This is a genomic window from Kitasatospora sp. NPDC048662, assembly GCF_055587065.1.
The window spans coordinates 11,706-36,143 of the sequence record NZ_JBVJHA010000011.1 but is presented as its reverse complement, the minus strand read 5'-3'; the positions used below and the strand labels follow the sequence as shown (position 1 = coordinate 36,143).

21 protein-coding genes and 1 riboswitch are annotated in these 24,438 nt (G+C 72.0%); of the genes, 9 read left to right on the top strand and 12 right to left on the bottom strand.

The features are described 5' to 3' along the window. Positions 1 to 574: 574 nt before the first annotated feature. The 3 genes from ACZ6R9_RS25710 to ACZ6R9_RS25700 all read left to right on the top strand — a co-directional run bounded on the left by ACZ6R9_RS25710 (position 575) and on the right by ACZ6R9_RS25700 (position 3,592). Complete coding sequence (locus tag ACZ6R9_RS25710) at positions 575 to 1,543, top strand: DMT family transporter (RefSeq protein WP_465540587.1); 969 nt, start codon at positions 575 to 577, stop codon at positions 1,541 to 1,543. 149 nt (positions 1,544 to 1,692) lie between these two features. Beyond that, the gene (locus tag ACZ6R9_RS25705; RefSeq protein ID WP_465540585.1) at positions 1,693 to 2,529 is read left to right on the top strand and encodes a polysaccharide deacetylase family protein; all 837 of its coding nucleotides are present in this window, start codon (positions 1,693 to 1,695) and stop codon (positions 2,527 to 2,529) included. Positions 2,530 to 2,596: 67 nt separating this feature from the next. Continuing rightward, positions 2,597 to 3,592, top strand: a complete 996-nt coding sequence (locus ACZ6R9_RS25700; RefSeq protein WP_465540583.1) for a ketopantoate reductase family protein — start codon at positions 2,597 to 2,599, stop codon at positions 3,590 to 3,592. A 49-nt stretch (positions 3,593 to 3,641) separates the two neighbouring features. Here ACZ6R9_RS25700 and ACZ6R9_RS25695 read toward each other — a convergent pair whose 3' ends face one another. Further along, on the bottom strand, positions 3,642 to 4,460 hold the full coding sequence (locus tag ACZ6R9_RS25695) for an SDR family NAD(P)-dependent oxidoreductase (RefSeq protein WP_465540581.1): 819 nt from the start codon (positions 4,458 to 4,460) through the stop codon (positions 3,642 to 3,644). Between the two features lie 239 nt (positions 4,461 to 4,699). On the opposite strand from ACZ6R9_RS25695, the gene ACZ6R9_RS25690 reads away from it, so the two are divergent. Further along, the gene (locus ACZ6R9_RS25690; protein WP_380487186.1) at positions 4,700 to 5,563 is read left to right on the top strand and encodes a 3-hydroxybutyryl-CoA dehydrogenase; all 864 of its coding nucleotides are present in this window, start codon (positions 4,700 to 4,702) and stop codon (positions 5,561 to 5,563) included. Positions 5,564 to 5,622: 59 nt separating this feature from the next. Here ACZ6R9_RS25690 and ACZ6R9_RS25685 read toward each other — a convergent pair whose 3' ends face one another. Both ACZ6R9_RS25685 and ACZ6R9_RS25680 read right to left on the bottom strand, forming a co-directional pair. Beyond that, entirely contained in the window at positions 5,623 to 6,009 is a 387-nt protein-coding gene (locus ACZ6R9_RS25685; RefSeq protein ID WP_380487184.1) for a hypothetical protein, read from the bottom strand. Between the two features lie 233 nt (positions 6,010 to 6,242). Beyond that, positions 6,243 to 7,067: a chitosanase gene (locus ACZ6R9_RS25680; RefSeq protein WP_380487183.1), complete on the bottom strand. Its 825-nt coding sequence runs from the start codon at positions 7,065 to 7,067 to the stop codon at positions 6,243 to 6,245. A 199-nt stretch (positions 7,068 to 7,266) separates the two neighbouring features. Here ACZ6R9_RS25680 and ACZ6R9_RS25675 point away from each other — a divergent pair, with 199 nt between their 5' ends. After that, positions 7,267 to 7,755 carry a GNAT family N-acetyltransferase gene (locus ACZ6R9_RS25675; RefSeq protein WP_380487181.1) on the top strand — a complete coding sequence of 163 codons (489 nt, stop codon included), beginning with the start codon at positions 7,267 to 7,269 and terminating at the stop codon, positions 7,753 to 7,755. Here ACZ6R9_RS25675 and ACZ6R9_RS25670 read toward each other — a convergent pair. After that, the gene (locus ACZ6R9_RS25670; protein WP_465540578.1) at positions 7,736 to 8,977 is read right to left on the bottom strand and encodes an MFS transporter; all 1,242 of its coding nucleotides are present in this window, start codon (positions 8,975 to 8,977) and stop codon (positions 7,736 to 7,738) included. The two genes, ACZ6R9_RS25675 and ACZ6R9_RS25670, sit on opposite strands and share 20 nt — an antisense overlap. A 150-nt stretch (positions 8,978 to 9,127) precedes the next feature. On the opposite strand from ACZ6R9_RS25670, the gene ACZ6R9_RS25665 reads away from it, so the two are divergent. Then, positions 9,128 to 9,517 carry a hypothetical protein gene (locus ACZ6R9_RS25665; protein WP_380487177.1) on the top strand — a complete coding sequence of 130 codons (390 nt, stop codon included), beginning with the start codon at positions 9,128 to 9,130 and terminating at the stop codon, positions 9,515 to 9,517. 80 nt (positions 9,518 to 9,597) lie between these two features. Here the strand turns inward: ACZ6R9_RS25665 and pheT are convergent, their stop codons facing one another. The 7 genes from pheT to infC form a co-directional block, all read right to left on the bottom strand. Then, the gene (gene pheT / locus ACZ6R9_RS25660) at positions 9,598 to 12,108 is read right to left on the bottom strand and encodes a phenylalanine--tRNA ligase subunit beta (RefSeq protein WP_465540576.1); all 2,511 of its coding nucleotides are present in this window, start codon (positions 12,106 to 12,108) and stop codon (positions 9,598 to 9,600) included. Next, positions 12,108 to 13,229: a phenylalanine--tRNA ligase subunit alpha gene (pheS, locus tag ACZ6R9_RS25655; protein WP_100589939.1), complete on the bottom strand. Its 1,122-nt coding sequence runs from the start codon at positions 13,227 to 13,229 to the stop codon at positions 12,108 to 12,110. The genes pheT and pheS overlap by 1 nt, the downstream gene beginning before the upstream one ends. 129 nt (positions 13,230 to 13,358) lie before the next feature. Continuing rightward, a complete protein-coding gene (locus ACZ6R9_RS25650) occupies positions 13,359 to 14,453 on the bottom strand; it encodes a sensor histidine kinase (protein WP_380487173.1) in 1,095 nt (364 codons plus the stop codon). Between the two features lie 50 nt (positions 14,454 to 14,503). After that, on the bottom strand, positions 14,504 to 15,364 hold the full coding sequence (locus ACZ6R9_RS25645) for a TrmH family RNA methyltransferase (RefSeq protein WP_380487171.1): 861 nt from the start codon (positions 15,362 to 15,364) through the stop codon (positions 14,504 to 14,506). 118 nt (positions 15,365 to 15,482) lie between these two features. Next, a complete protein-coding gene (gene rplT, locus ACZ6R9_RS25640) occupies positions 15,483 to 15,869 on the bottom strand; it encodes a 50S ribosomal protein L20 (protein ID WP_035860415.1) in 387 nt (128 codons plus the stop codon). A gap of 104 nt (positions 15,870 to 15,973) precedes the next feature. Beyond that, positions 15,974 to 16,168 carry a 50S ribosomal protein L35 gene (gene rpmI / locus ACZ6R9_RS25635; RefSeq protein WP_030268653.1) on the bottom strand — a complete coding sequence of 65 codons (195 nt, stop codon included), beginning with the start codon at positions 16,166 to 16,168 and terminating at the stop codon, positions 15,974 to 15,976. Positions 16,169 to 16,301: 133 nt separating this feature from the next. Further along, positions 16,302 to 16,991: a translation initiation factor IF-3 gene (gene infC, locus ACZ6R9_RS25630; protein WP_380487301.1), complete on the bottom strand. Its 690-nt coding sequence runs from the start codon at positions 16,989 to 16,991 to the stop codon at positions 16,302 to 16,304. A gap of 462 nt (positions 16,992 to 17,453) precedes the next feature. On the opposite strand from infC, the gene ACZ6R9_RS25625 reads away from it, so the two are divergent. Next, complete coding sequence (locus ACZ6R9_RS25625; RefSeq protein WP_380487169.1) at positions 17,454 to 17,828, top strand: DUF1844 domain-containing protein; 375 nt, start codon at positions 17,454 to 17,456, stop codon at positions 17,826 to 17,828. A gap of 453 nt (positions 17,829 to 18,281) precedes the next feature. Here ACZ6R9_RS25625 and gcvP read toward each other — a convergent pair whose 3' ends face one another. After that, positions 18,282 to 21,152, bottom strand: a complete 2,871-nt coding sequence (gene gcvP, locus ACZ6R9_RS25620; RefSeq protein ID WP_465540573.1) for an aminomethyl-transferring glycine dehydrogenase — start codon at positions 21,150 to 21,152, stop codon at positions 18,282 to 18,284. A gap of 219 nt (positions 21,153 to 21,371) precedes the next feature. Then, positions 21,372 to 21,479, bottom strand: a riboswitch (glycine riboswitch). 185 nt (positions 21,480 to 21,664) lie between these two features. On the opposite strand from gcvP, the gene ACZ6R9_RS25615 reads away from it, so the two are divergent. Next, the gene (locus tag ACZ6R9_RS25615; RefSeq protein ID WP_465540571.1) at positions 21,665 to 22,702 is read left to right on the top strand and encodes a PRC and DUF2382 domain-containing protein; all 1,038 of its coding nucleotides are present in this window, start codon (positions 21,665 to 21,667) and stop codon (positions 22,700 to 22,702) included. A gap of 157 nt (positions 22,703 to 22,859) precedes the next feature. Beyond that, positions 22,860 to 24,326 (top strand): MFS transporter, encoded by a 1,467-nt coding sequence (locus ACZ6R9_RS25610; RefSeq protein ID WP_465540569.1) that lies wholly within the window; start codon positions 22,860 to 22,862, stop codon positions 24,324 to 24,326. The last annotated feature ends 112 nt before the right edge of the window (positions 24,327 to 24,438 follow it).

Sequence of the window (24,438 nt, the reverse complement as noted above, 5' to 3'; positions counted from 1 at the left end):
CCGAAGGCCCCTTCAGTCACCCAGGGAACAGCGAAGCCCATCACACGGACCCCGGGAACAGCGAAGCCCATCACACGGGCCCCCGAGAACGGCGAAGCCGTTCAGGGGCCCGGGGAACGGCGGGGCCAAGTCTGCGGAGGACCAGCAGGGCGCGAACAGGCCCCGCCGCTTCTGGTCCCCATCTCCGACCCGCAACAGCCACTCGCTCCACCCACCCACCCACCCCACCGCCCTCCCCCAGCCCCAGCCCCAGCAAGCCAAAAGACCACCCCAAAAGACCCCTTCAGGGCCCCGGGAACGGCGAAGCCGTTCAGGGGCCCGGGGAACGGCGGGGCCAAGTCTGCGGAGGACCAGCAGGGCGCGAACAGGCCCCGCCGCTTCTGGTCCCCGTCTCTGACCCGCAGCAGCCACGACCACCACCGCCACCCGACCCGCCCCAGCCCCAGCCCCAGCCCCAGCCCCAGCAAGCCAGAAGGCCCCCGACACCCCCTGAAGAACCACCCTCAATTGGTCCTCTCAACGAGCCCGCCAATGGCCCTGGGACCAAGACCAATCCCCTCCTAACGTGGCGCCCATGCCCACCACCGTCCCTGCCCCAACCGCACCACCCGCCCCCACCTCCGCGCGTGCTGCTGCCGGTTCCCTCCGGGCCGCCGCCGCCATGACCATGCTCGGCTGTTCCACCGGCGTCACCGCCGCTTTCTCCTCCTACCCGGTCGCCGCCGGCCAGGCCCTCCGCTACGCCCTCGCCGCCGCCGTCCTCCTCCCCCTCGCCCGCCGCCAAGGTCGCCTCTCCGGCCGCCTGACGGCACGCGAACTGACGCTCCTTCTCGCTCTCGCCGCCACCGGCCTCTTCGCCTTCAACCTCCTGATGGTCACCGCCCTGCGCCACACCGACCCGGCAGTCGTCGGCAGCATCGTCGGCTGCACCCCCCTCCTGCTGGGCGTCCTCGGACCCCTCCTCGCCCGCCGCCGCCCCGCAGCCCGACTGCTCGCGGCAGCCGGCCTCGTCGTGGTCGGTGCAGCACTCACCCAGGGTTTCGGTTCCGGCGACACCGTCGGACTGCTGTGCGCCGCAGGCACCTTGCTCTGCGAGGCCGCGTTCTCTCTCCTCGCCGTCCCGTTGCTGCCACGTCTCGGACCGGTCCGCGTCTCGGCGTACACCACCGCCCTCGCAGTACCGCTGTTCGCCGCGACGGCCGCTCTCTCCCCGGCCGTCCTCCGTCCCCCGACCGGAACCGAACTCCTCGCCCTCCTCTACCTGGCGCTGGTGATGACCTGCGTCGCCTTCCTGCTCTGGTACTCGGCCCTGACCCGCCTCACCCCTGAGCACGCCGGCCTGTTCGGCGGCCTGATCCCGCTCACCGCCACCCTGTCCGGTGCCATCCTCACCGCCACCGCCCCGACCCCGCTCCAACTCCTCGGCGCCACCCTGGTCACCGCCGCCCTCCTCCTCGGCCCACCCCGCCCCACCAGGAACCGCCCCACCAGGAACCGCCCCACCCAGCACCAGCCCGCCACCACCCAGCACCCCACCACCTGACCCGCCACCGCCCAGCACCCCACCACCCAGCACCAGCCCACCACCACCCAGCACCCCACCACCTGACCCGCCACCCGAAACCGGAACCCCACTCGTCCGGACGGCAGCCGCTGTCACACCGCGCCCATCCCGCCATAGGGTGGGCCGCGATGACACTCGACCGCCGCAGTGTTCTGCGTAACTCCGCCCGGCTGGCCGCCTTCACCGCCACCGTCGGTCTCACCGCCACGTGCAGCGCCACCACCCACGGAAACCGCAAGGGAGCCGCCTCCGTAGCGGCCCGCCCACAGCCCACCCACCTCGCGGAGAATCCGTCCCCGTCCCCGTCCCCTTCCGCCCCCGAACCCGAGAACACGTCCCCCACCCTCCCCCCGCTCGCCCCGGACACCCCCCAGGAAGTGGTCACCGGGCCGCACAGCCGCCCCCAGCTCGCCCTGACGTTCCACGGGCAGGGCGACCCGGCAGTCGCAACGGCGCTGCTGACGGCCGCCGAACAGCGCGGGGCGCGGCTCACCGTTCTCGTGGTGGGCAGTTGGCTGGACGAGCAGCCGCAGATGGCGCAGCGGATCCTCGACGGCGGTCACGAGCTGGGCAACCACACCCAGAACCACCTGGACATATCCGCGATGCGCCCGGACCAGGCCCGCGAGGAGATAGCCCAGTGCGCGGAGCGGCTGCAGCGCCTGACGGGGTCGATAGGCCGCTGGTTCCGGCCGTCCGCGGCGCAGTACGCGACGCAGATGGTGAAGGACCAGGCCCAGCAGGTCGGATACCAGCACATACTGTCCTTCGACATCGACCCGCTGGACTACACCGACCCGGGCGCGGACACCGTCACCAGTCGCGTCCTGAAGTCGGCGGCGGCCGGTTCCGTGGTCGCCCTGCACATGGGCCACCAGGGCACGGTGACGGCCCTCCCGGCCATCCTCGACGGACTCGACGCCAAGGGCCTGCACGCGGTGACAGCCTCCGAACTCTGCTCGTAGCGGCACCCCGGAAGAAACCGGTCCCCCACCCTCAACTCCCGCTCCCCGCCCGTGCGATGCTCACCCCATGCGCTATCTCTTCCTCGGCGCCGGCGCGGTCGGCGGCACCATCGGCGGACGTCTGCACCAGAGCGGCCACGACGTGGTCCTGGTCGCCCGCGGCCCGCACCTCACCGCCCTGCGCAAGGACGGCCTGCGGCTGACCACCCCGGACGGCACCCACCAGCTGCCCGTCCCGGCGATCGGCGGGCCGGAGGAGATCGAGCTGACGCCGGACGACGTACTGGTGCTGGCGGTGAAGACCCAGCACTCGGCCGAGCTGCTCGACCAGTGGGCGCCCCGCCCGGTCGCGGGCGGCGGCACGGCGGCCGAGCGCCTGCCGCTGGTGTGCGCGCAGAACGGGGTGGAGAACGAGCGTCTCGCGCTGCGCCGCTTCGCCCGGGTGTACGGGATGTGCGTGTGGCTGCCGTCCACGCACCTGGAGCCGGGCCGGGTCTCGGCGGCGGGCTCGCCGCGCTCGGGCATGCTGCACCTGGGCCGCTACCCGCAGGGAACCGACAACCTCGCACACCGGATCTCCGCCGACCTCGCCGCGTCCTTCTTCGACTCGCCGGTGACCGACCGGGTGATGGACTGGAAGTACGCGAAGCTGCTGGGCAACCTCGGCAACGCCCTGGAGGCGGTGGCCGGCCCGATCGACGGCGAACTGCGCTCGCAGGTCTGGCAGCGGGTGCAGGCGGAAGGAGAAGCGGTACTCGCGGCCGCCGGGATCACCCACCCGTCCGTGGACGAACAGCACGCCACCCGTGGCGACCGCGTAACGCTGGTGCCGCTGGACGGCGAGCAGCGCGCCGGCGGCTCGTCCTGGCAGAGCCTGGTGCGCGGCACCGGTGACATCGAGGCGGACTGGCTGAACGGCGAGATCGTCCTGCTCGGCCGCCTGTACAACGTCGCGACCCCGATCAACGCGGCCCTCCAGCGCCTGGCCGGCACCTTCGCCCGCGAGGGCCGCCCGGCCGGGTCGCTCCCCGAAGCCGACCTCGCCGCCCTCCTCGACCTCTGAACCCCCAGCAACCCCTAACCACCCCTAAAACCCCCAACAGCGAAGAAAGTCACGCCATCGGATCACCGGGCCCGTACGGCCGCAGCCGAAGCGTCCGCGCATCGGCGTCACGGATCGCGGCGGCCGACGAGACCAGCGTCTCCAGGTCGTCCCGCCCGGCGTGCAGGAAGCGGCCGTGCAGCGCGTCGAAGCGCCCGCGCGCGGCGTCCACGGTGACGGCGACCATGTAGGGAATGGAGTCCCACTTCTCGCGGTCGCGGAACATCGGCATGCCGGCGGTCATGTCGGTCCGGACGGCGCCGGGGCTGATGTCGAGCACCACGATGCCGTGCTGTCCGACCGAGTCGGCGATGTTGTCGCTCAGTTGCAGCAGTGCGCCCTTGGAGGTGGCGTACGCGGTGTAGTTGCCGGCGGGGCGCAGCGCGAATCCGCTGTTGAGGTTGACGACGCGGCCGCGGCCCCGTTCCACCATGCCGGGCAGGACGTGGCGCAGCAGGTTGTAGGGGCCGCGCAGGTTGGTTTCGACGACCTGCCACCACTGGGCGGGGTCGGTCTCCCAGATCGGGACTTCGTCGCGGTCGACCTGCCCGGCGTTGTTGACCAGCAGGTCGAGGGGGCCGAGGTCGCGTTCGACGGCGCGGACGGCTTCGCGGACGGCGCCGGGGTGGCTGACATCGGCGGTGACGGAGACGCCGCGCGATCCGTGCCGGACGCACTCCTTCAGCGTGTCGATCAGCGTCTCCTGGGTGCGGCCGATCAAGCCGACGGCCATGCCTTCGGCGGCGAGGCCGATGGCGATCTCCCGCCCGATGCCGCGCCCGGCGCCGGTGACCAGTCCGACCTGCCCGGCGAGTGATCCGGTTCCCATCCGCCTGCTCCTTCCTCCGGCTGAACGCTCGCATTCTGGTCCCCGGCCGTGAAACGGGAACGGGCGCACCGCCGATGTTCACCCGTTCGGAAGAGCGAAGCCGGGGACCGGTCCGGGGTGAACGAGCGTTAAGGCAGGTAGTACCGTCGTCCGGGCGGACTTGCCGGGCCCCGACCGGGGCGCGGTGGCCGTGACACCACCGGCTGGGTGACCCCCAGCTCCACGTGAAGGGCATCTGAGTGAGTGACATCGCGCGTGTCGGAGTAGTCGGCTGCGGCCTCATGGGGTCGGGCATCGCCGAGGTCTTCGCCCGTTCGGGCCTGGACGTGCTGGTCTCGGAGGCCAGTGGCGAGGCGCTGGAGCTGGGCCGGACCCGGCTGACCAACTCCCTGGAGACCGCGGTTCGGCGCGGCAAGCTGACCGAGGAGCAGCGCGACGAGGCGCTGGCGCGGCTGGCGTTCACCACCGAGCTGGCGGACTTCCACGACCGGGACCTGGTGGTCGAGGCGGTCGCGGAGCGCGAGGACATCAAGGTCAAGATCTTCCAGACGCTGGACCAGGTGGTGACCCGCCGGGACGCGATCCTGGCGTCGAACACCTCCTCCATCCCGATCGTGAAGCTGGCGGCGGCGACCAGCCGCGCCGAGCAGGTGATCGGTCTGCACTTCTTCAACCCGGCGCCGGTGCAGAAGCTGGTCGAGGTCATCCCGACGCTGACCACCTCGGCGGAGACCACCACCCGGGCCGAGCAGTTCGCCGTCGAGGTGCTCGGCAAGGAGCCGATCCGCGCCCGCGACCGGGCCGGTTTCGTGGTCAACGCGCTGCTGGTGCCGTACCTGCTGTCGGCGGTGCGGATGTTCGAGTCCGGCGTGGCGACGGCCGCGGACATCGACAAGGGCATGGAGGCCGGCTGCGCCCACCCGATGGGCCCGCTGCGGCTGTGCGACCTGATCGGCCTGGACACCATCGTCTCGATCGCCGAGTCGATGTACGAGGAGTACAAGGAGCCGCTGTACGCGGCCCCGCCGCTGCTGTCGCGGATGGTGGACGCGGGCCTGCTGGGCCGCAAGTCCGGCCGCGGCTTCTACGACTACACCGCGTAGGTCCGACCACTCCCTTCGGCCGCCGCTCCCTGCAGAACGAGTGGGCGGCCGAAGGCTTTTCAGGGCGTGGCGTAGCGGGCGATGTCCACGACCCGGCAGCTGACCGGGCCTTTCGGGTCGGCGGTGCCCTGGGCCTGTTCGAGGGCGTCCTGCGCGGGAGCGACGGAGCTGGCGGCGGCCACGCCCTCGGTGACCTGGCGGCCGGCGCCGTCGAGGAAGGCGATCTGCACCACGTAATTGCTGGTGGTGGCAGTGTGGTTGGTGATCCGGACGGTGGCGGCGGGCCAGTGCAGTTCCTCGTCCACGGCGCAGGCGGTCAGTTCGACGTCGCCGCTTCCCCGGTCGATCTCGTACGCCAGTGCCGGTCCACCGCCGGCCGGTGCGCAGCCGCTCGCCGTGAGAACGACGGCCAGGCAGGCGGCGGTGACGGTCGCTCGGATGCGCATGGCTCCCCCCTCGGAAACGGGCGCGGGTCGAGGCCGACGCTACCGACCGGCCGGGGCACGGCGTCCCGAATGTGTCCGAGTTGTAATAACGATGCGCACCAAGTGTGTTGACGAACCATCGACAATGCCAGCACCCGACCCCGCACAGCTCCGGCCCGGCCCGCGCACAGCGCGCCGACCCGGCCCCCGCGCAGCACGGAGGCCGGGCCACACACAGCCGCGCTACGACCCGGTCAGCTGTTGATCTGGTACGGGTCGCCGTACACCTTCCACTTCAGCGGCGGGTTGAGGTCGAAGTTCTTGGCGTTCAGGAACACCCGCTGCTCGGTGTCCACCCGGCTGGTGTCGGCGTGCGCCTCCTCCTGCTTCATGATCACCTTGCGGGCGTCCAGGAAGGCGTTCAGGTAGGTCGCCTCGTCGCCGCCCTGGGCGGGCGTCTTGGCCTTCTTCATGGCGGCGGCGCGGATGCCACCGAAGGAGTCGGAGCTGTTGCCGGGGCCGTGCATGACGATCGCGTCGTAGTAGATGAACTGGCCGAGCGCCCGCAGCCCGTCGGACTTGGCCTGCTTCACCGAGGGGTTGAAGTACACCCGGTCGCGCTCGTCGTTCTGCGCGGTCTGGAAGACGGTGTCCTTGGCGGCGGTCTTCCAGTCGTTGACGAAGGCGTTGCCGAGGCCGGAGTGCGAGTCGCTGCCGTTGACCTTCTTCAGCGCGGGCAGGTACTTCGCCAGCACGTTGCCGGCCTTCAGGTCGGTGTAGTGCTGCACCAGTTCCAGCATGTCGCCGGTGCCGGAGCAGAAGCCGATGATCCCGGCGGTGTAGCCGCGGCCGTCGCCGATGTCCTCGATGTACTTGTACTGGGCCTTCCAGTCGAGCGAGGAGTTCTCCGCCGAGGAGACCAGCTCCATGGCGATCTCCTTCTTGTGCGCGTCGTCCAGCCCCACGGACGCCGCGGCGGCGGTGCCCGCCCCGGCGGTGGCCAGGGTGAGCGGGATGGCGGCGAACAGGACGGCGAGGGCGGCGCGGGTGGTACGGGCGGTGCGGTGCTTGGTCTGCATCTGAGGCTCCGTCGGTCGGCTGCGGGCATGGGAGGACCCGGTGGACCCGCAGGAGAGGGTTAGGAAAGTTTCCTAACAGGGATTGAAGCGTCCGCGGCACGACCCCGCAAGACGTCCGACCACATCTGACGGGTACTCGCCAAAGAACACGGCGGAAAACCGCTGGCCGCCGTCAACGAACACCGTCATGCTGGGCCGGATGATGATCCGCGACGCCAACCCCGGGGACTGGTCGGCCATCTGGCCGTTCTTCCGCCGCATCGTCCGCGCCGGCGAGACGTTCACCTACCCGCCCGACCTCAACTCCGAGACCGCCCGCGACTGGTGGCTGCTGGCCGCGCCGAACCGCACCGTCGTCGCCGTGGACGACGACGGCACGGTCCTCGGCACCGCCAAGATGAACAACAACCAGTGGGGGAACGGCGCCCACATCGCCGGCGCCAGCTTCATGGTCGATCCCGACCACGCGGGCCGCGGCATCGGCCGCGCCCTGTGCGAGCACACCCTCGACTGGGCCCGCCAACAGGGCTACCGCGCCATGCAGTTCAACGCCGTGGTCGCCACCAACGCACCCGCCGTACGCCTGTACGAGTCACTCGGGTTCACCGTCCTCGGCACCGTCCCCGAAGGCTTCCGCCATCCCACCCTCGGCTTCGTCGGGCTGCTCATCATGCACCGCCCGCTGTAACGCCGTGGCAGCCCGCGGCCTCCCGCCGCACCGCCCGGCGGGAGGCCGCCGTCACCACCAGCGAGAGCGCGGCCAGCAGCGCGATCGTCCACCCCGGCTCCAGCACCTGCGCGAGCGCCCCCGCGACGGCCGCGCCGACGCCCTGCCAGGTGATCCGCCCTGCCGACTCCACGCCCTGCACCTGGCCGCGCTCCGCGTCCGGCGTCAACGCCAACAGCCGCTCCTGCAACGGCAGTGTCGCCGCGAACCCCACCCCGGCCACGCCCACCAGCAACGCCGCCACCGCCACCGGCGGGCGCAGCGCCAGCAGCAGGAACGGCCCCGCCAGCAGCAGCCGCAGCCTGAACGCCCACCGCGCCCGTCCGGCCCCGTCCAGCAGGCGGCCCACCAGCAGGTCGCCCAGCAACATCCCCGCCGCGACCGCCGCCAGCAACACGCCCGCCGAGCCCGGCGCGTACGGCAGGAACAGCGCCTCGCAGCCCACCACCAGCCCGTTGGGCACCCACAGGTTCAGCAGCAGCGCCCGCCGCCCGGGCCGGCCCAACAACGCCACGTTGCCGCGCCAGGTCTCCCGCAGGCCCGGCCGCCGCACCAGGCGCACCGAGCGCTCCCGCACCGTCGCCGCCACCGTCACCGTCGCCATCGCCGCCAACACCCCGGCCAGGCCGAACACTTGATACGGGCTCAGCACCGCCAGCAGCGCCCCGCCGAGCGCGAACCCGAGCACCGAGGCGCCGCCCGCCGTGATGTTCATCAGCGACCGGGCCGGCGCGTAGCCGGAGGCCGGCACGATTTCCGCGAGCAGGCCCATCCGCGCGCCCGTGCCCAGCGACTGGAAGAACCCCAGCACCAGCAGCAGCCCGAACCGGGCCGGCAGTGGCAGCCCCGGCAGGGCCTGCGCCGCCACCGCCACCAGCGACAGGCCGTGCAGCGCCACCAGCGTCCGCCGCGGCCGGCCGCCGTCCGCGACGGACATCAGCGTCAACGCGCCCGCCACCGCCGCGAACGACGACCCGAACATGCTCAGCGCCGTCAGCAGCGGCGACCCGGTCCGCGTCTGCACCAGCGATCCCAGCGCGAAACCCGACAGCGTCGTCGCCGCCGCCGTCAGTGAGAAACTCGCGTACAGCCCGGCGAACTCGCGCTGCCGCAACAGCGCCAAGTACCCGACCGGACGGGGAGATTCGGTGCTCCCCGCACCCAACACCGTGTCAGAAGCCATGAAAAAAGCCTCCGACGCTGCCGCGGGGCGCGTTCGAAGGCTGACCCGGGGACCATAGCAGCACGGCCCACCATGCACCAACCGTGTTGTCCCGCACACCTTTTCGGGACCGGCCCCGCCCCGCACCGCCGGTCTGGCACAGTGTCCCCCATGCGATCCGTCATCACCCGAACCGCCCTTGGCTGCCTGGCCCTCGGCGTCGCCCTCACCCTCACCTCGTGCGACTTCCCGGGCACCGGCTCCAAGAGCAAGGCCAAGACGCCCGCCGCCGCAGAGCCCTCGGACGACAACTGGGACCAGGCCATCGACGCCGAACTCAACATGCTCAACGGCCTGAAGGGCATCAACGCGGACCTGATCGACGACCAGCAGAAGGCCATCGACGCCGCCGCCGACCTCTGCAAGGAGATCAAGAAGCCCTCCGCCGACAGCGCGAGCCTCGGACAGCTCGCCGTGAGCAAGTTCCCCGACGCCAAGGGCCTCACCCCCGCCGACGGCGACAAGATCGTCGCCGTCCTGAAGGACACCACCTGCAAGTAGCGCACCCGCACGCGGACACGACGGAGCCCCGCCGCGCCAGGACCCGAAGATCCCGGCCCGGCGGGGCTCCCGTCCCGCCGTCAGGCCCCGCGCAGCACCGCGCCGGTGCGCTCCGCGGCCACCGCGACCGCCGACTCGCGGGCCGCCGACGCCTCGTCAGCGGTCAGCGTCCGGTCAGCGGCACGGAAGCGCAGCGTGTACGCCAGCGACTTCTTGCCCACCCCGGCCTGCTCGCCCGTGAACACGTCGAACAGCCGCAGCGACTCCAGCAGTTCACCCGCGCCCTCGCGCAGCGCCGCCTCCACGTCCGCCGCGTGCACGCCCGCGTCCACGATCAGCGCCACGTCCTGCGTCGCCACCGGGTACGCCGAGACCGGCGGGCCGGACACCCGGCGGCCGTCCTCGAACACCAGGTCCAGGTCGAGCTCCATCGCGCTGGTGCGCTCCGGCAGGTGCAGCGCCTTGATGACCCGCGGGTGCAGCTCACCGGCGTGACCGACGACCTCCTCGCCGACCAGCAGCTCGGCGCAGCGGCCCGGGTGCCACGGCGCGTACTGCGCCTGGCGGACCGTCAGCTCCACACCGGCCGCCGCGGCGACCGTGCGGGCCGCCTCGATCGCGTCCGCCCAGCCGGACGGCGCGCCCTTGCCCCACCAGCCCGAAGGCAGCCGCTCACCGGCCAGCGCGACGGCGACCCGGCGCGGCTGGTCCGGCAGCGCCGCGTTCAGCTCGGCGAGCTGCTCGTCGGTCGGGCGGCGGTCCACCGGCAGCCGCGGCGCGACCTTCGGCTCGGCCTTCGGCAGGAACACCGTGCCCGTCTCGAACAGCGCCAGGTCGGTGTTGCCGCGGCCCACGTTGCGGCGCAGCGCGCCCAGCAGACCCGGCAGCAGCGTGGTGCGCAGCGCCGGCTCGGCGTCGTTCAGCGGGTTGACCAGCTTCACGGTGCGCCGCCGCGCGTCGTCCGCGTCCAGGCCGAGGCCCTCGAACGCGGCCTCGCCGAGGAACGGGTACGCGTTGATCTCCACGTAGCCGGCGCCGGCCAGCGCCACGCCGACCCGGCGGTGGAAGCGCTGCGCCTCGCTCAGGCCGCGGCCCGGTGGCACGACCGGCATCCGGGCGGGGACGTTGTCGTAGCCCTCCAGCCGGACGACCTCCTCGACCAGGTCGTACGGGTCGGTCAGGTCGGGCCGCCAGGACGGCGGGGTGACCTCCAGGACGTCCGCGCCGGACACCGCACAGCCGACCTCCTGCAGGCGGCGGGTGACGCTCTCGCGGCCGTACTCGGCACCGGCCACCCGGTCGGGCAGGTCGGCGTCGATGGTGATGGTGCGCACCGGGCGCGGGGCGGCGATGTCGGTGACCCCGGCCTCGGCGGTGCCGCCGGCGATCAGCACCAGCAGGTCCACGGCGCGCTGCGCGGCGGCCCGGGCGGCCTCCGGGTCCACGCCGCGCTCGAAGCGCTTGGACGCCTCGGAGGGCAGCTTGTGGCGCTTGGCGGCGCGGGCGATCGCGACCGGCTCGAAGTGCGCGGCCTCGATGATGATCTCGGTGCTGCCGGTGACGACGCCGGTCTCCGGGTCGCAGACCGGCTCCAGGATCTCGGTGGTCGCCCCGCCCATCACCCCGGCCAGGCCGATCGGACCGGAGTTGTCGCAGATCAGCAGGTCCTCGGCGGACAGCTTGCGCTTGACGCCGTCCAGCGTGGTCAGCGTCTCGCCCTCGGTGGCGCGGCGGACCTGGATCGGCCCGTCCACCCGCTCGCGGTCGTACGCGTGCAGCGGCTGGCCGACCTCCAGCATCACGTAGTTGGTGATGTCCACGGCCAGCGAGATCGGCCGGATCTCGGACTTCTGCAGGCGGCGCTGCAGCCAGATCGGCGACTGCGCGGCCGGGTTCACGCCGGTGACGGTGCGCGCCACGAAGCGGTCGCAGCCGACCGGGTCGGCGACCTTCACCAGGTAGCCGTAGGAGTTCGCCGGCGGCACGTCCAGCAGCGCCGGGTCGGCCAGCGGCAGGCCGTACGCGGCGGCGGCCTCACGGGCCACGCCGCGCATCGACAGGCAGTAGCCGCGGTCCGGGGTGACGGCGATGTCGAGCACCTCGTCGGCCAGCTGCAGCAGCTCGATGGCGTCGGTGCCGGCCTCGTACTCCGGCGGCAGCACGATGATGCCGTTGTGGTCGTCGCCCATGCCCAGCTCGCGGGCGGAGCAGATCATGCCGGCCGAGGTGTGGCCGTAGGTCTGCCGGGCGGAGATCGGGAACGGCCCGGGCAGCACGCCGCCGGGCAGGATCACCACGACCTTGTCGCCGACCTGGAAGTTGGTCGCGCCGCAGACGATCTCCTGCGGTTCGCCGGTGCCGTTGGCGCTGCCGACGTTGACGAAGCAGTGCCGGATCGGCTTCTTGAAGCCCGACAGCTCCTCGATCGACAGCACCTCGCCGACCACCAGCGGGCCCTTGATGTCGGTGCCGAGCTGCTCGACCGTCTCGACCTCGAGACCCGCGCGGACCAGCCGGGCCGCGACGTCGCGTCCGGTCTCGCCCGCCGGCAGGTCGACGTACTCGCGCAGCCAGGAAAGCGGGACGCGCATCAGATCTCCATCCCGAACGGGAGGGTGAAGCGGACGTCACCCTCGACCATGTCGCGCATGTCGGCGACGTTGTGACGGTTCATCAGGATCCGCTCCAGGCCCAGGCCGAACGCGAATCCGCTGTAGCGGTTCGGGTCGATGCCCGCGGCGACCAGCACGCGGGGGTTGACCACGCCGCAGCCGCCCAGCTCGATCCAGCCCTCCGAGGAGCAGGTCCGGCACGGACGGTCGGGGTTGCCCACCGAGGCGCCGCGGCACACGAAGCACTGCAGGTCGATCTCGGCGCTGGGCTCGGTGAACGGGAAGTACGAGGGCCGCCAGCGCAGCTCCAGGCCGCCGCCGATCAGCTTCTCCACCAGCACCTCGATGGTGCCCTTCAGGTGGCCGAAGGTCAGGCCCTCGTCCACCGCGATCGCCTCGACCTGGCGGAACACCGGGGTGTGCGTGGCGTCCAGCTCGTCGGTCCGATACACCCGGCCCGGGCTGACCGCGTACAGCGGCGGCTCGCCGGCCAGCATCGCGCGGATCTGCACCGGCGAGGTCTGGGTGCGCAGCACCATGCCGGAGTCGGCGGTGCCGTCGGGGGCCTCGACGAAGAAGGTGTCCTGCATCGAACGGGCCGGGTGGTCGGCGTGCAGGTTCAGGGCGTCGAAGTTCAGCCACTCCGCCTCGACCTCGGGGCCGGACGCCACCTGGTAGCCCATCGCGACGAAGGTGTCCTCGATGCGCTCGGCGAGCGTGGTCAGCGGGTGCCGGGCACCGCGCGGGACGCGGCCGTAGGGCAGCGTGACGTCCACCGCCTCCTCGACCAGCACCCGGGCGTCGCGCTCCGCCTCCAGCTCGGTCTGCCGCTTGGCGAGGGCCTGGTTCACCGCTCCGCGGGCCTGGCCGATCAGCTTGCCCGCGGCGGCCTTGGCCTGCGGGGGCAGCGCGCCGATCTCACGGTTGGCGAGCGAGAGCGGGGAACGGTCGCCGGTGTGCGCGACCTTCGCCTGCTTGAGCTCGTCGAGGTCGGCGGCGGCGGCGAAGGCGGCGATCGCCTCGTCCCGGGCCTGTTCCACCACCTCGGGCTTGAGGGCCTCGACCTCGACCGGGTCGTACGACTTGTTGGGTGCCGACATCTCTATGCTTCCCGTGCTCCTGCTCGTGATCAGGTCTGCTGCCTCGCCGGGCGTCCGCGAGAACGCCAAGGGTCGAGTGTAGTCGCAGCCTGCGACCGGCCACGTTGGGCGACCACGCAGCGGAAGGGCTCAGAGCATGAAGTCGGGGATGCCCGCGGGCAGCACGAACCGGAAGCGGGCGCCGCCACCCTCCGCCCGGCTGATCCGGATCACTCCGCCGTGCGCCTCCACGATGCCCTTGACGATGTACAGCCCGAGGCCCGTCCCGCCGCGCTTGGAGCCCCGCCAGAACCGGGTGAACACCCGCGGCATCGCCTCCTCCGCGATGCCCGCGCCCTGGTCGCTGACGGTGACGGCGGTGCCCTCGATCACCCGGGGCGGCGAACCGGCCGCCTCCACCACGTCGTTGGCCGGCCCCAGCTCGATCGTCACGGTGCCCTCGCCGTGCCGCACCGCGTTCTCCAGCAGGTTCGCCAGCACCTGGTCGATCTTGTCGGGGTCGCCCCACTGCTCGCCCAGCGGCCCCGCCACCCGGATGTCGAACCGCTCCTCGGGGATGCCCGCCGCGACCTTCCCCTCCACGTGCCGGCGCACCGCCGCCGCCAGATCCAGCCGCTGACGGCGGATCTCCAGCCGGCCCGCGTCGATCCGCGAGATGTCCAACAGCTCCGCGATCAGCCGGGTCACCCGGTCCGCGTCCGCATCGACGGTCTCCAGCATCACCCGCTTCTGGCCGTCGTTGAAGCGCTCCCACTTCGCCAGCAGCGTCGCCGTGAAACCCTTCACGCTGGTCAGCGGCGAGCGCAGCTCGTGCGCGACGGTCGCGATCAGCTCGGCGTGGCTGCGCTCGGTACGCCGCCGCGCCTCGGTGCCGCGCAGCGTCACCACCACCCGCCGCACCGGCCCGCCCGGCCGCTCCCGCAGGTAGCGGGCGCACACCAGCACCTCACGCCCACCGGGCAGCAGCAGGTTGCGCTCCGGCTGCCCGCTGCGCACCGCCAGGCCCCCGTACGGGTCGGTCAGCTGCCACCAGCGCCGGCCGTCCAGGTCCTCCAGCGGCAGCGCCCGCTCCAGCGCGACACCGATCGCGCAGTGCGCAGAGCGGCCGGTGATCCGTTCGGCGGCCCGGTTGAACACCACCACCCGGCCCTGTGCGTCCGCGACCACCAGCCCGTCCGGCAGGTCGTCCGGTTCCAGGGTCGCCAAGCCGTCGTCGCCGCCCATGGGTGTCCTCCCCCGCCCCGTACCGGCTATGGGGATCGACCCTAGCGCGCTCAGGCCGTGCCGCGACACCCGCCGGGGGAGCGCTGGGCGCGCGCGGAGGCGTACAGGCACACGGCGGCGGCCGTGGCGAGATTCAAGCTCTCCGCGTGCCCGTGGATCGGGACGCGCACCACCTCGTCCGCCAGCGCCCGGGTCTCCTCCGGCAGCCCCCACGCCTCATTGCCGAACACCCACGCGCACGGGCCCTCAAGGGTGCCCTCGTCCAGTTCCTGGTCCAGGTCGCGCTGCCCGGCGCCGTCCGCGGCCAGCACCCGCACCCCGGCCTCCCGCAGCCGCGCCACCGCTTCCTCCACCGGCACCCCGGTCGCGAACGGCAGGTGGAACAGGCTGCCCACCGACGCCCGCACCGCCTTCGGGTTGTACGGGTCCACCGAGGCGTCGGTCAGCACCACCGCGTCCGCGCCCGCCGCGTCCGCGGTGCGCAGCACGGTGCCCGCGTTCCCGGGGTCGCGCACGTGCGCGAGCACCGCGACCAGCTTCGGCCGGGACGCCAGCACCTGCTCGAACGGGGTGTCGATGAACCGGCACAGCGCGACGATGCCCTGCGGGGTGACGGTGTCGCAGATCTCCGCGATCACTTCCTCGGTGGCGGTCAGCACCGGCAGGCCCTCAGCGTGTGCGGTGGCCACGATCTCGGCGTGCCGCTCGGCGGCCTCGCGGGTCAGGTACACCTCCACCACGGTGTGCTCCCCGCCGGGCAGCCGCCCGAACGCCACCGCCTCGCGCACGGCCTGCGGGCCCTCGGCCAGGAAACGCCGCTCCTTGCTCCGCTGGTTGCGCTTGGCCAGCCGGCGGGCGGCGACGACGCGCGGGGAGCGCAGGGAGGTCAGCAGGGGGGTCTCGGTGCTCATGCTCACGTTCTTCGTCACGAAGGGGCGGGCGGACAAGAGGGCAGGGGCGCTGTAACGCACGGACCCGCAGGCCGGGCGGCCTGCGGGTCCGGGAAAAGCAATCAGGGCACGGCCTGGATCAGGCGGCGACCTTGGGGGCGTTGACGTCCTCCGGCAGCGCCTTCTGGGCGACCTCGACCAGCGCGTGGAACGCGACGGTGTCGTTGACCGCGAGCTCGGCGAGCATCTTGCGGTCGATCTCGACGCCGGCGGCCTTCAGGCCCTGCACGAAGCGGTTGTAGGTCATGCCGTTGGCGCGGGCAGCGGCGTTGATGCGCTGGATCCACAGCTGACGGAAGTCGCCCTTGCGCTTCTTGCGGTCGTTGAAGTTGTAGACCAGCGAGTGGGTGACCTGCTCCTTGGCCTTGCGGTACAGGCGCGAGCGCTGGCCGCGGTAGCCGGAGGCGCGCTCCAGGATGACCCGGCGCTTCTTGTGGGCGTTCACTGCCCGCTTGACGCGTGCCACTTCATTACTCCTTGGTTCCGGACCCCGGGTTCGTGCCGCCGGTCCGTTATTCGATTCGGTCGGTAAGGATCAGCTGTGCCCGCGGCGCGGCCGCGGGCGGGCGATCACTTGCCGAGAAGCTTCTTGATCTTCTTGGCGTCGCCGGGGGCCATCTCGGCGTTGCCGGCCAGCTTGCGGGTCAGCGTCGAGGGCTTGTGCTCAAGCAGGTGGCGACGGCCCGCACGCTCGCGCAGCACCTTCCCGGAGCCAGTGATCTTGAAGCGCTTGCTGGCGCCGCTGTGCGTCTTCTGCTTCGGCATGTCGCCGTATCTCCTCGTCGGTCCGTTCGCGGCCCGCACCCGGTGGGTGCGGGCCGGAACTGGATGGATCTCGTCGCCGGGGCGGATGCCCCGGGTCCGGTGCCGATCCCGTCCGGAATCCGAGCCCGAAGGCTCAGGCGTCCTGGGCGGTCTCGGCGGGCTGCTCGACCTCGGCGGCCGGCTCGGCGGTCTCGGTCTCGGTCTCCTCGACCGGCTCCGCCTCGTCCGACTGCTCCGCGGCCGGGCCGCGACCGAGCCGCTCCGCCTTGCGGGCGTCGGCGGCGGCGCGGGCCTCGGCCATCGCCTCGGTCTTCTTCTTGTGCGGGCCGAGAACCATGATCATGTTTCGGCCGTCCTGCTTGGCCGCGGACTCCACGAAGCCGAGCTCCTGGACATCCTCCGCGAGCCGCTGCAGCAGTCGGAAGCCCAGCTCGGGGCGGGACTGCTCACGACCGCGGAACATGATCGTGATCTTGACCTTGTCGCCCTGCTTGAGGAACCGGACGACGTGACCCTTCTTGGTGTCATAGTCGTGCGGGTCGATCTTCGGCCGGAGCTTCATCTCCTTGATGACCGTGTGCGCCTGGTTCTTGCGCGCCTCACGGGCCTTCATGGCCGACTCGTACTTGAACTTGCCGTAGTCCATGAGCTTGCACACCGGCGGGCGCGCCGTGGCGGCGACCTCGACCAGGTCCAGGTCGTACTCCTGGGCAAGCTCCAGCGCCTTCGCGAGCGGGACGATGCCGACCTGCTCGCCGCTGGGACCGACGAGTCGCACCTCGGGGACGCGAATCCGGTCGTTGATGCGGGGCTCGGTGCTGATGGGGCCTCCTCGGTTGCACCTTCTTCGATGCGGCCGTCGGACGGCGGTCGCACGTAGTGGTTTCGACCACTGGGCGGGGCTTCATTCATGCTCCGCTGCCCCTCTGCCGCCTGGCAGAAGCACCGAACGCACGAAAAAAGCCCCGCACGGTACAGGCGGGGCTCCACACGTTCCGGGATGTCCTGACGGACACCACTGGCAGCAAGCAATCCTTGCGGCGCTCGCCACGGACCGGACCCGTCGGCCCTTCGGCCGCTCGGGTGGGAGACTGTCGCGGTTGCCCTCTCGGGCCTCCTGAAGTGGAGCCTCCACTTGCTGGCCTGGCACCCCAATCGGGTTCCTGGCCGGTCAGTCTCGAAGCATACCAGCGTTCCGGGGCCAACCGGTATTCCGGTCCGCCTCCGCCCGCCTTGTACCCTCCCTTTGTACTGCGCTTTCGCACCAGCACCCCGGAGTGACACCGTGACCAGCCAGCCCGACCACTCGCCCGAGTCCGACCAGGCCCTCGGCTTCGACGACCTGACCCGCGACATCGCCGAGGTCCCCGCCGTCGAGGTGATCACCACCGTCGCCGTCCACCTGATGAGCGCCGCCGCCGTCAAGTGCGGCCTGGCCGAGGGCGGCGAGGCCGACAAGGACCTCGACGAGGCCCGCAAGCTGATCACCGCCCTGGCCGGCCTGGTCACCGCCGGAGCCCCCGAAATCTCCAACTTCCACGCCGCCCCCCTCCGCGACGGCCTCCGCTCCCTCCAGCTCGCCTTCCGCGAAGCCTCCCTCATCCCGGACGCCCCCGGCTCCGGCCCCGGCGAAAAGTTCACGGGCCCGGTCTACTCCTGACCCACCCCACCCAAGGCGCCTCCCGCACCCCCTGCCGGAGGCGCCTTCGCCTTTCCCCGCCCCCCGCACCCCGCACCCCGCACCCCGCCAGGGGCGCGAGGAACTGCGCGCAGCGGAAGACCCCAACGCCAAAACCGCCCGCCGAGAGAACCCCTCCCACCGGGCGGCTTCCCGCTCAGCTCCGCCGAAGCCCGCCGCAGGCGCCCCGCCCCGCACCCCGCCACGGGCGCGAGGAACTGCGCGCAGCGGAAGACCCCAAAGCCAAAACCGCCCGCCGGGAGCACCCTCCCACCGGGCGGCTTCCCGCTCAGCTCCGCCGAAGCCCACCGCAGGCGCCCCTCCCCGCCCCGCCAGGGGCGCGGGGAACTGCGCGCAGCGGAAGACCCCAAAGCCAAAACCGCCCGCCGAAGAAAGATCCCTCGGCGGGCGGCTCCAGCTCTACGCGGTCACCGATCAGGCGTCGTACTCATCGAGCGGCGGGCACGAGCAGACCAGGTTCCGGTCCCCGTACGCCCCGTCGATGCGCCGCACCACCGGCCAGTACTTGTCCGCCGGGTTGACGCCCGCCGGGAAGACCGCCTCTTCGCGGGTGTAGGCGTGCGCCCACTCCCCGGCCAGCATCGCCGCCGTGTGCGGCGCGTTGCGCAGCGGGTTGTCGTCCGCCGCCCATTCGCCCGAGCCGACCTTCTCGATCTCCCGGCGGATAGCGATCATCGCCTCGCAGAAGCGGTCGATCTCGTGCAGGTCCTCGGACTCCGTCGGCTCGATCATCAGCGTGCCGGCGACCGGGAACGACATGGTCGGCGCGTGGAAGCCGTAGTCGATCAGTCGCTTGGCGATGTCGTCGACGCTGACGCCCGTCTCCTTGCTGAGCGGCCGCAGGTCGATGATGCACTCGTGCGCGACCAGCCCGCCGGGCCCGGTGTAGAGCACCGGGAAGTGCGGGGCGAGCCGCTTGGCGATGTAGTTGGCGTTCAGCACGGCCACCTGGGTGGCGCGCTTGAGGCCCTCGCCGCCCATCAGGCGGACGTACGACCAGGAGATCGGCAGGATCGCCGCGGAGCCCCACGGCGCGGCCGAGATCGGTCCGACGCCGGTCGCGGGGCCGGCCTCGGCCTGCAGCGGGTGGTTGGGCAGGTACGGCGCGAGGTGCGCGCGCACCGCGACCGGGCCGACGCCGGGGCCGCCGCCGCCGTGCGGGATGCAGAAGGTCTTGTGCAGGTTCAGGTGCGAGACGTCCGCGCCGAACTTGCCGGGCTTGGCGAGGCCGACCAGCGCGTTCAGGTTGGCGCCGTCCACGTACACCTGGCCGCCGGCCTCGTGGACGAGCGCGCAGATGTCGGTGATCTGGGTCTCGAACACGCCGTGGGTGGACGGGTAGGTGACCATCAGCACGGCCAGCTGCTCGCGGTGCTGCTCGATCTTGGCCTTGAGGTCCTCGACGTCCACGTCACCGTCGGCCAGCGTCTTGACGACCACGACCCGCATGCCGGCCATCGCCGCCGAGGCCGCGTTGGTGCCGTGCGCGGACGACGGGATGAGGCAGACGTCGCGCTGGGTGTCGCCGTTCGCCCGGTGGTACGCCCGGACGGCCAGCAGACCGGACAGCTCGCCCTGCGAGCCCGCGTTCGGCTGGATCGACACGGCGTCGTAGCCGGTGACCTCCACCAGCTGCTGCTCCAGCCCGCGGATCAGCGTCAGGAAGCCCTCGGCCTGGTCGACCGGCGCGAACGGGTGCAGCTGGCCGAACTCGGGCCAGGTGATCGGCTCCATCTCGGTGGTCGCGTTGAGCTTCATGGTGCAGGAGCCCAGCGGGATCATGCCGCGGTCGAGCGCGTAGTCGCGGTCCGAGAGGCGGCGCAGGTAGCGCAGCATCGCCGTCTCGGAGCGGTGGCTGTGGAACACCGGGTGGGTGAGGTAGTCGTCCTCGCGCAGCAGCGCGGCGGGGAGCGCCTCCGCGTCCTCGGCGACCACGTTCTCGACACCGAACGCGGCGAACACGGCCGCCAGGTGCTCACGGGTCGTCGTCTCATCGCACGAGACCGAGACCCGGTCGCCATCGACCTTGTACACGTTCACGCCACCGGCCAGCGCCGCGGCGACAACCTCGTCGGCCTTGCCCGGCACAACGGCCGTCACGGTGTCGAAGAACGCCTCGTGGGCGAGCTCGACGCCGCCCGCGCGCAGGCAGGCGGCGAGCGCGGCGGCGTAGCGGTGGGTGCGGCGGGCGATGTCGGCGAGGCCGTCGGGGCCGTGGTAGACGGCGTACATGGAGGCCATCACGGCCAGCAGCACCTGCGCGGTGCAGATGTTGGAGGTGGCCTTCTCGCGGCGGATGTGCTGCTCGCGGGTCTGCAGGGCGAGCCGGTAGGCGCGGTTGCCGTCGGCATCGACGGAGACGCCGACCAGGCGGCCGGGCAGGTTGCGGGCGTACTCGGCGCGGACGGCCAGGTAGCCGGCGTGCGGGCCGCCGAAGCCCATCGGGACGCCGAAGCGCTGCGAGGTGCCGCAGGCGATGTCGGCGCCGAGCTCGCCGGGCGAGCGCAGCAGGGTGAGGGCGAGCAGGTCGGCGGCGACGGCGACGATCGCGCCGAGCTGGTGGGCCTGCTCGATGACGGGCTTGATCTCCCGCACCGCGCCGGACGCGCCGGGGTACTGGATCAGCACGCCGAAGACGCCGCGCTCGGCGATCTCCGCGGGGATGCCGTTCGACAGGTCCGCGGTGACGACCTCGACGCCGGTCGGTTCGGCGCGGGTCTGGATCACGGCGAGGGTCTGCGGCAGGGTGTCGGCATCGACCAGGAAGACGCCGCCCTTGACCTTGGTGACGCGCCGGGCCAGGGCCATCGCCTCGGCGGCGGCGGTGCCCTCGTCGAGCAGCGAGGAGCCGGAGGTGGCCAGGCCGGTCAGGTCGGCGACCATGGTCTGGAAGTTGAGCAGGGCCTCCAGACGGCCCTGGGAGATCTCCGGCTGGTACGGGGTGTACGCGGTGTACCAGGCGGGGTTCTCGAGGACGTTGCGCAGGATGACCGGCGGGGTGAAGGTGCCGTAGTAGCCGAGGCCGATCATCGAGGTGAGGACCTGGTTGCGGCCGGCGAGCTCGCGCAGTTCGGCGAGCACCTGGGCCTCGCTGCGGCCGGCGGGCAGGCCGAGCGCGGTGAGGCTGCGGATGGCGTCGGGCACAGCCGCGTCGGACAGTTCGTCCAGCGAGGTGTAGCCGACCTGGGCCAGCATCTTCTGCTGGGCTTCGCTGTCGGGGCCGATGTGGCGGTGCTCGAAGGGGCTGGCCTGCTCAAGGTCGCTGAGCGTCGGCTGGGCGTTCATGGGGGTCGGGCCTCCTGGTCGCGGACCGGCGGTGGTACGCACGCCGGCCGGCCGCTGTGGGAGCGTCCGGGCGTACGAACCCGTCAGCCTCCCCCTCTGTCATCGGTACCTGAGAGCTTCGCGCGCCCGGGGTGGTGCCCCGGTCGGCTTGCACCGTCGGCGAGTGCAGCGGCCGGCGGCTTCGGTGCCGACGGTCCTGCCCTGCTTTCCAGAGTGACCTGATCCCACTCGGTACGGATGCCTGAGAGATTCCGGGGAGGGGTTGCTCCTTCGGCGTCCCGCAACCCCGCTTCTTTCACGGGTCCGGGACTCTCCCGAGCGGGCTCGGCGGTCGCCGCCCAGGGTACCAGCGCAGGCCAGGACGATCACCGGTGCGGCCCTCCGATCCGCCCCGGAAGGCGGCTTCCGGAGTGACACCGTCCGGTACGTGCCTTTTGGTGTGAAATAGCGGCCCGGCACGCTCCTCCGGTCGCTCCCCGACGGCCCCTCAGGAGCAGCAGCTGGAGGACAGCGTGCAGACCGATATCGATCCGCGCGACCTGATCGGACACAAGGCGGTCGACCGGAACGGTGACAAGATCGGCACGGTCGACGAGGTGTACCTGGACGACACCACCGGCGTACCCGAGTGGGCGGCCGTCCGGACCGGAATTTTCGGCCGGGACGCCTTCGTCCCGCTGACCACCAGCGAATTCTCCGGCGACGAGCTGCACGTCCCGTACGACAAGTCGCTGATCAAGGAGTCCCCGGACTTCGGCGTGGGCCAGCACCTCTCCCCGGAACAAGAACTCGAGCTGTACCGCTACTACGGCCTCGACACCGCGGGCCCCGAGGAACCCGTCCGATTCACCGCCGCACCCACGCCCACGCGCCCACCCGAGTCCGCGCCCGCGCCTGCACCTGCGCCTGCGCCTGCGCCCGAGCCGGCCGCCGACCGCGAGTTCGGCACCGCCGCTCCCTCCCCGGGCCCCGTCCACGGCCCGGCCCCCGCGCCCCCCGGCTTCACCGCCCCGCAGGCCACCCCCGAGACACCGGCCCGCCCCGCCGAGCCACCGACCGCCCGGGCGGACCGGGCGGACCGGGCGGAGCGGGCGGACCGGGCGGAGCGGCAGAAGCCGGTGGAGATCACCTGCCGCGAGGAGCGCCTGGACATCACCACCCAGTGGCACAACACCGGCACCACCCGGCTGCGCAAGTACGTGACCACCGAGGCGGTCGTGCGGCGGGTGCCAGTGGTGCGCGAGCGCGTGCGGGTGGAGCGGATCCCGGTGTCGGAGGCGGAGCGGGCGGCGCTGAGCGACCAGGAGATCGCCGAGGCGGTGGAGGAGGTCACGCTGCGCGAGGAGCGCCCGGTGATCCGCAAGTACCTGGTACCGGTGGAGCGGGTGCGGCTGGTGGTGGAGCAGTACACCGAGGAGCAGGTGATCCGCGAGGAGCTGCGCCGCGAGCAGGTGGAGGTGCACGGCGCGACCACCGACGCGGACGGCGAGGCCTCGCAGCGGCAGCCGTGGAACTCTCATCCGCAGGCCCCGGAGGCCTCTGCGGTCTGACGGTTCACCAACTCCCGGCCCCGGTCCGCCTCGGCGGGCCGGGGCCTCGGCTTTGCCAAAGTTTCACCATTAGATATTTGACAGGGTGAAGCATCTTTCGACATCGTTGCTTCAGTTCCTGCACTATCGCCCGTTTGAAGCAACCCGGAGGATTCCCGTGAGTGAGGCACCACAGCCCACTGCCGCGGCCGCCAAGCCCACCAGCGCCAGGGTCCTGCCCGCGCTGATCCTCGCCATGCTGGCGTTCAGCGTGGTGCAGACCGCGGTCGTCCCGATCCTTCCGGGGCTGGCCGTGGAACTGAACGTGTCGGGCTCCGACATCACCTGGCTGATGACCGCCAACCTGCTCTCCGCCGCGGTCCTCACCCCGCTGCTCGGCCGCTTCGGCGACCTGCGCGGACGCAAGCCGATGCTGCTGGTCTCGCTGGCCGGCCTGGTGCTCGGCTCCGGCCTCGCGGTCTGCACCCACTCCTTCGGCCTGCTGGTCGTCGCCCGGGTGCTCCAGGGCGCGGGCGGTGGCGTGCTGCCGCTGGCGATCAGCATCGTGCGCGACGAACTGCCCCGGCGAAAGGTCACCGCCGGCGTCGCCGCCATCTCCGCCTCGATGGGCGTCGGCTCCGGCCTCGGCCTGGTCGCCACCGGTCTGCTGCTGGAGCACTGGAACTACAAGTCGATCTTCTGGATGGGCCTGATCTTCGGCCTGCTCGCCGTCCTGCTGGTGATCCTGCGGGTGCCCACCGACCCGGTCGTCGACAAGAACGGCGGCGCCGACCCGCTCGGCGCGCTCACCCTGGCCGGCTGGCTGTCCGCCCTGCTGATCGCCGTCAGCCGCGGCAACGAGTGGGGCTGGACCTCCACCCGCACCCTCGGCCTGTTCGCCGTCGCCGCGGTCGTCGCCCTGCTCTGGCTGCTGGTCGAGTCCAAGGTCTCCCACCCGCTGGTCGATCTGAAGATGATGGCCCGTCCGGCCGTCGCCTTCACCAACATCTCCGGCCTGCTGATCGGCTTCGGCATGTACGGCTCGTTCCTGGTGATCAGCAACTTCGCGCAGACCCCGGAGAAGCTCACCCACTACGGCTTCACCGCCACCGTGCTGCACGCCGGCATCATGCTGCTGCCCTCCGCCATCGGCTCCATGGTCGCCGCCCCGCTCGGCGCCCTCCTGATCGCCCGCCGCGGCCCGCGCCTCCCGCTGGTCCTCGGCGGCCTGCTCGGCGCCGTCGCCATGGTCTACCTGGCGCTGCGCCACGACGCCGAGTTCGACATCTACTTCGCCTCCGCCGTCTTCGGCCTCGGCGTCGGCCTGGCCTACGCGGCCATGCCCGCCTACATCAACGGCGCCGTCCCCGCCGAGCAGTCGGGCATCGCCAACGGCATGAACGCCGTCCTGCGCACCGTCGGCGGCGCCGTCGGCACCGCCGTGATGGGCGCGATCCTCACCGGCGACACCCTCAAGCTCCCGATCCCGGTCCACCTCCCCACCCTGAACGCCTACCAGCACGCCTTCTGGGTCGCCGGAGCCATGTGCTTGGTCGCCGCCGTCGTCCCCTTCGCCATCCGCGCCACCAAGCCCCCCACCGAGCAGCCCGCCCCCCAGCCGGCCCTCACCAAGACCGACGCCTGACGGCGTCCCCCCTCGCGTACTGGACACACGCGAGTCACCTCGGACACCCCCCGCCACGGGCATCGGCGGGGGGTGTCCGCCATTCAGCCACAGAGCACGAACCCAGGGGCGC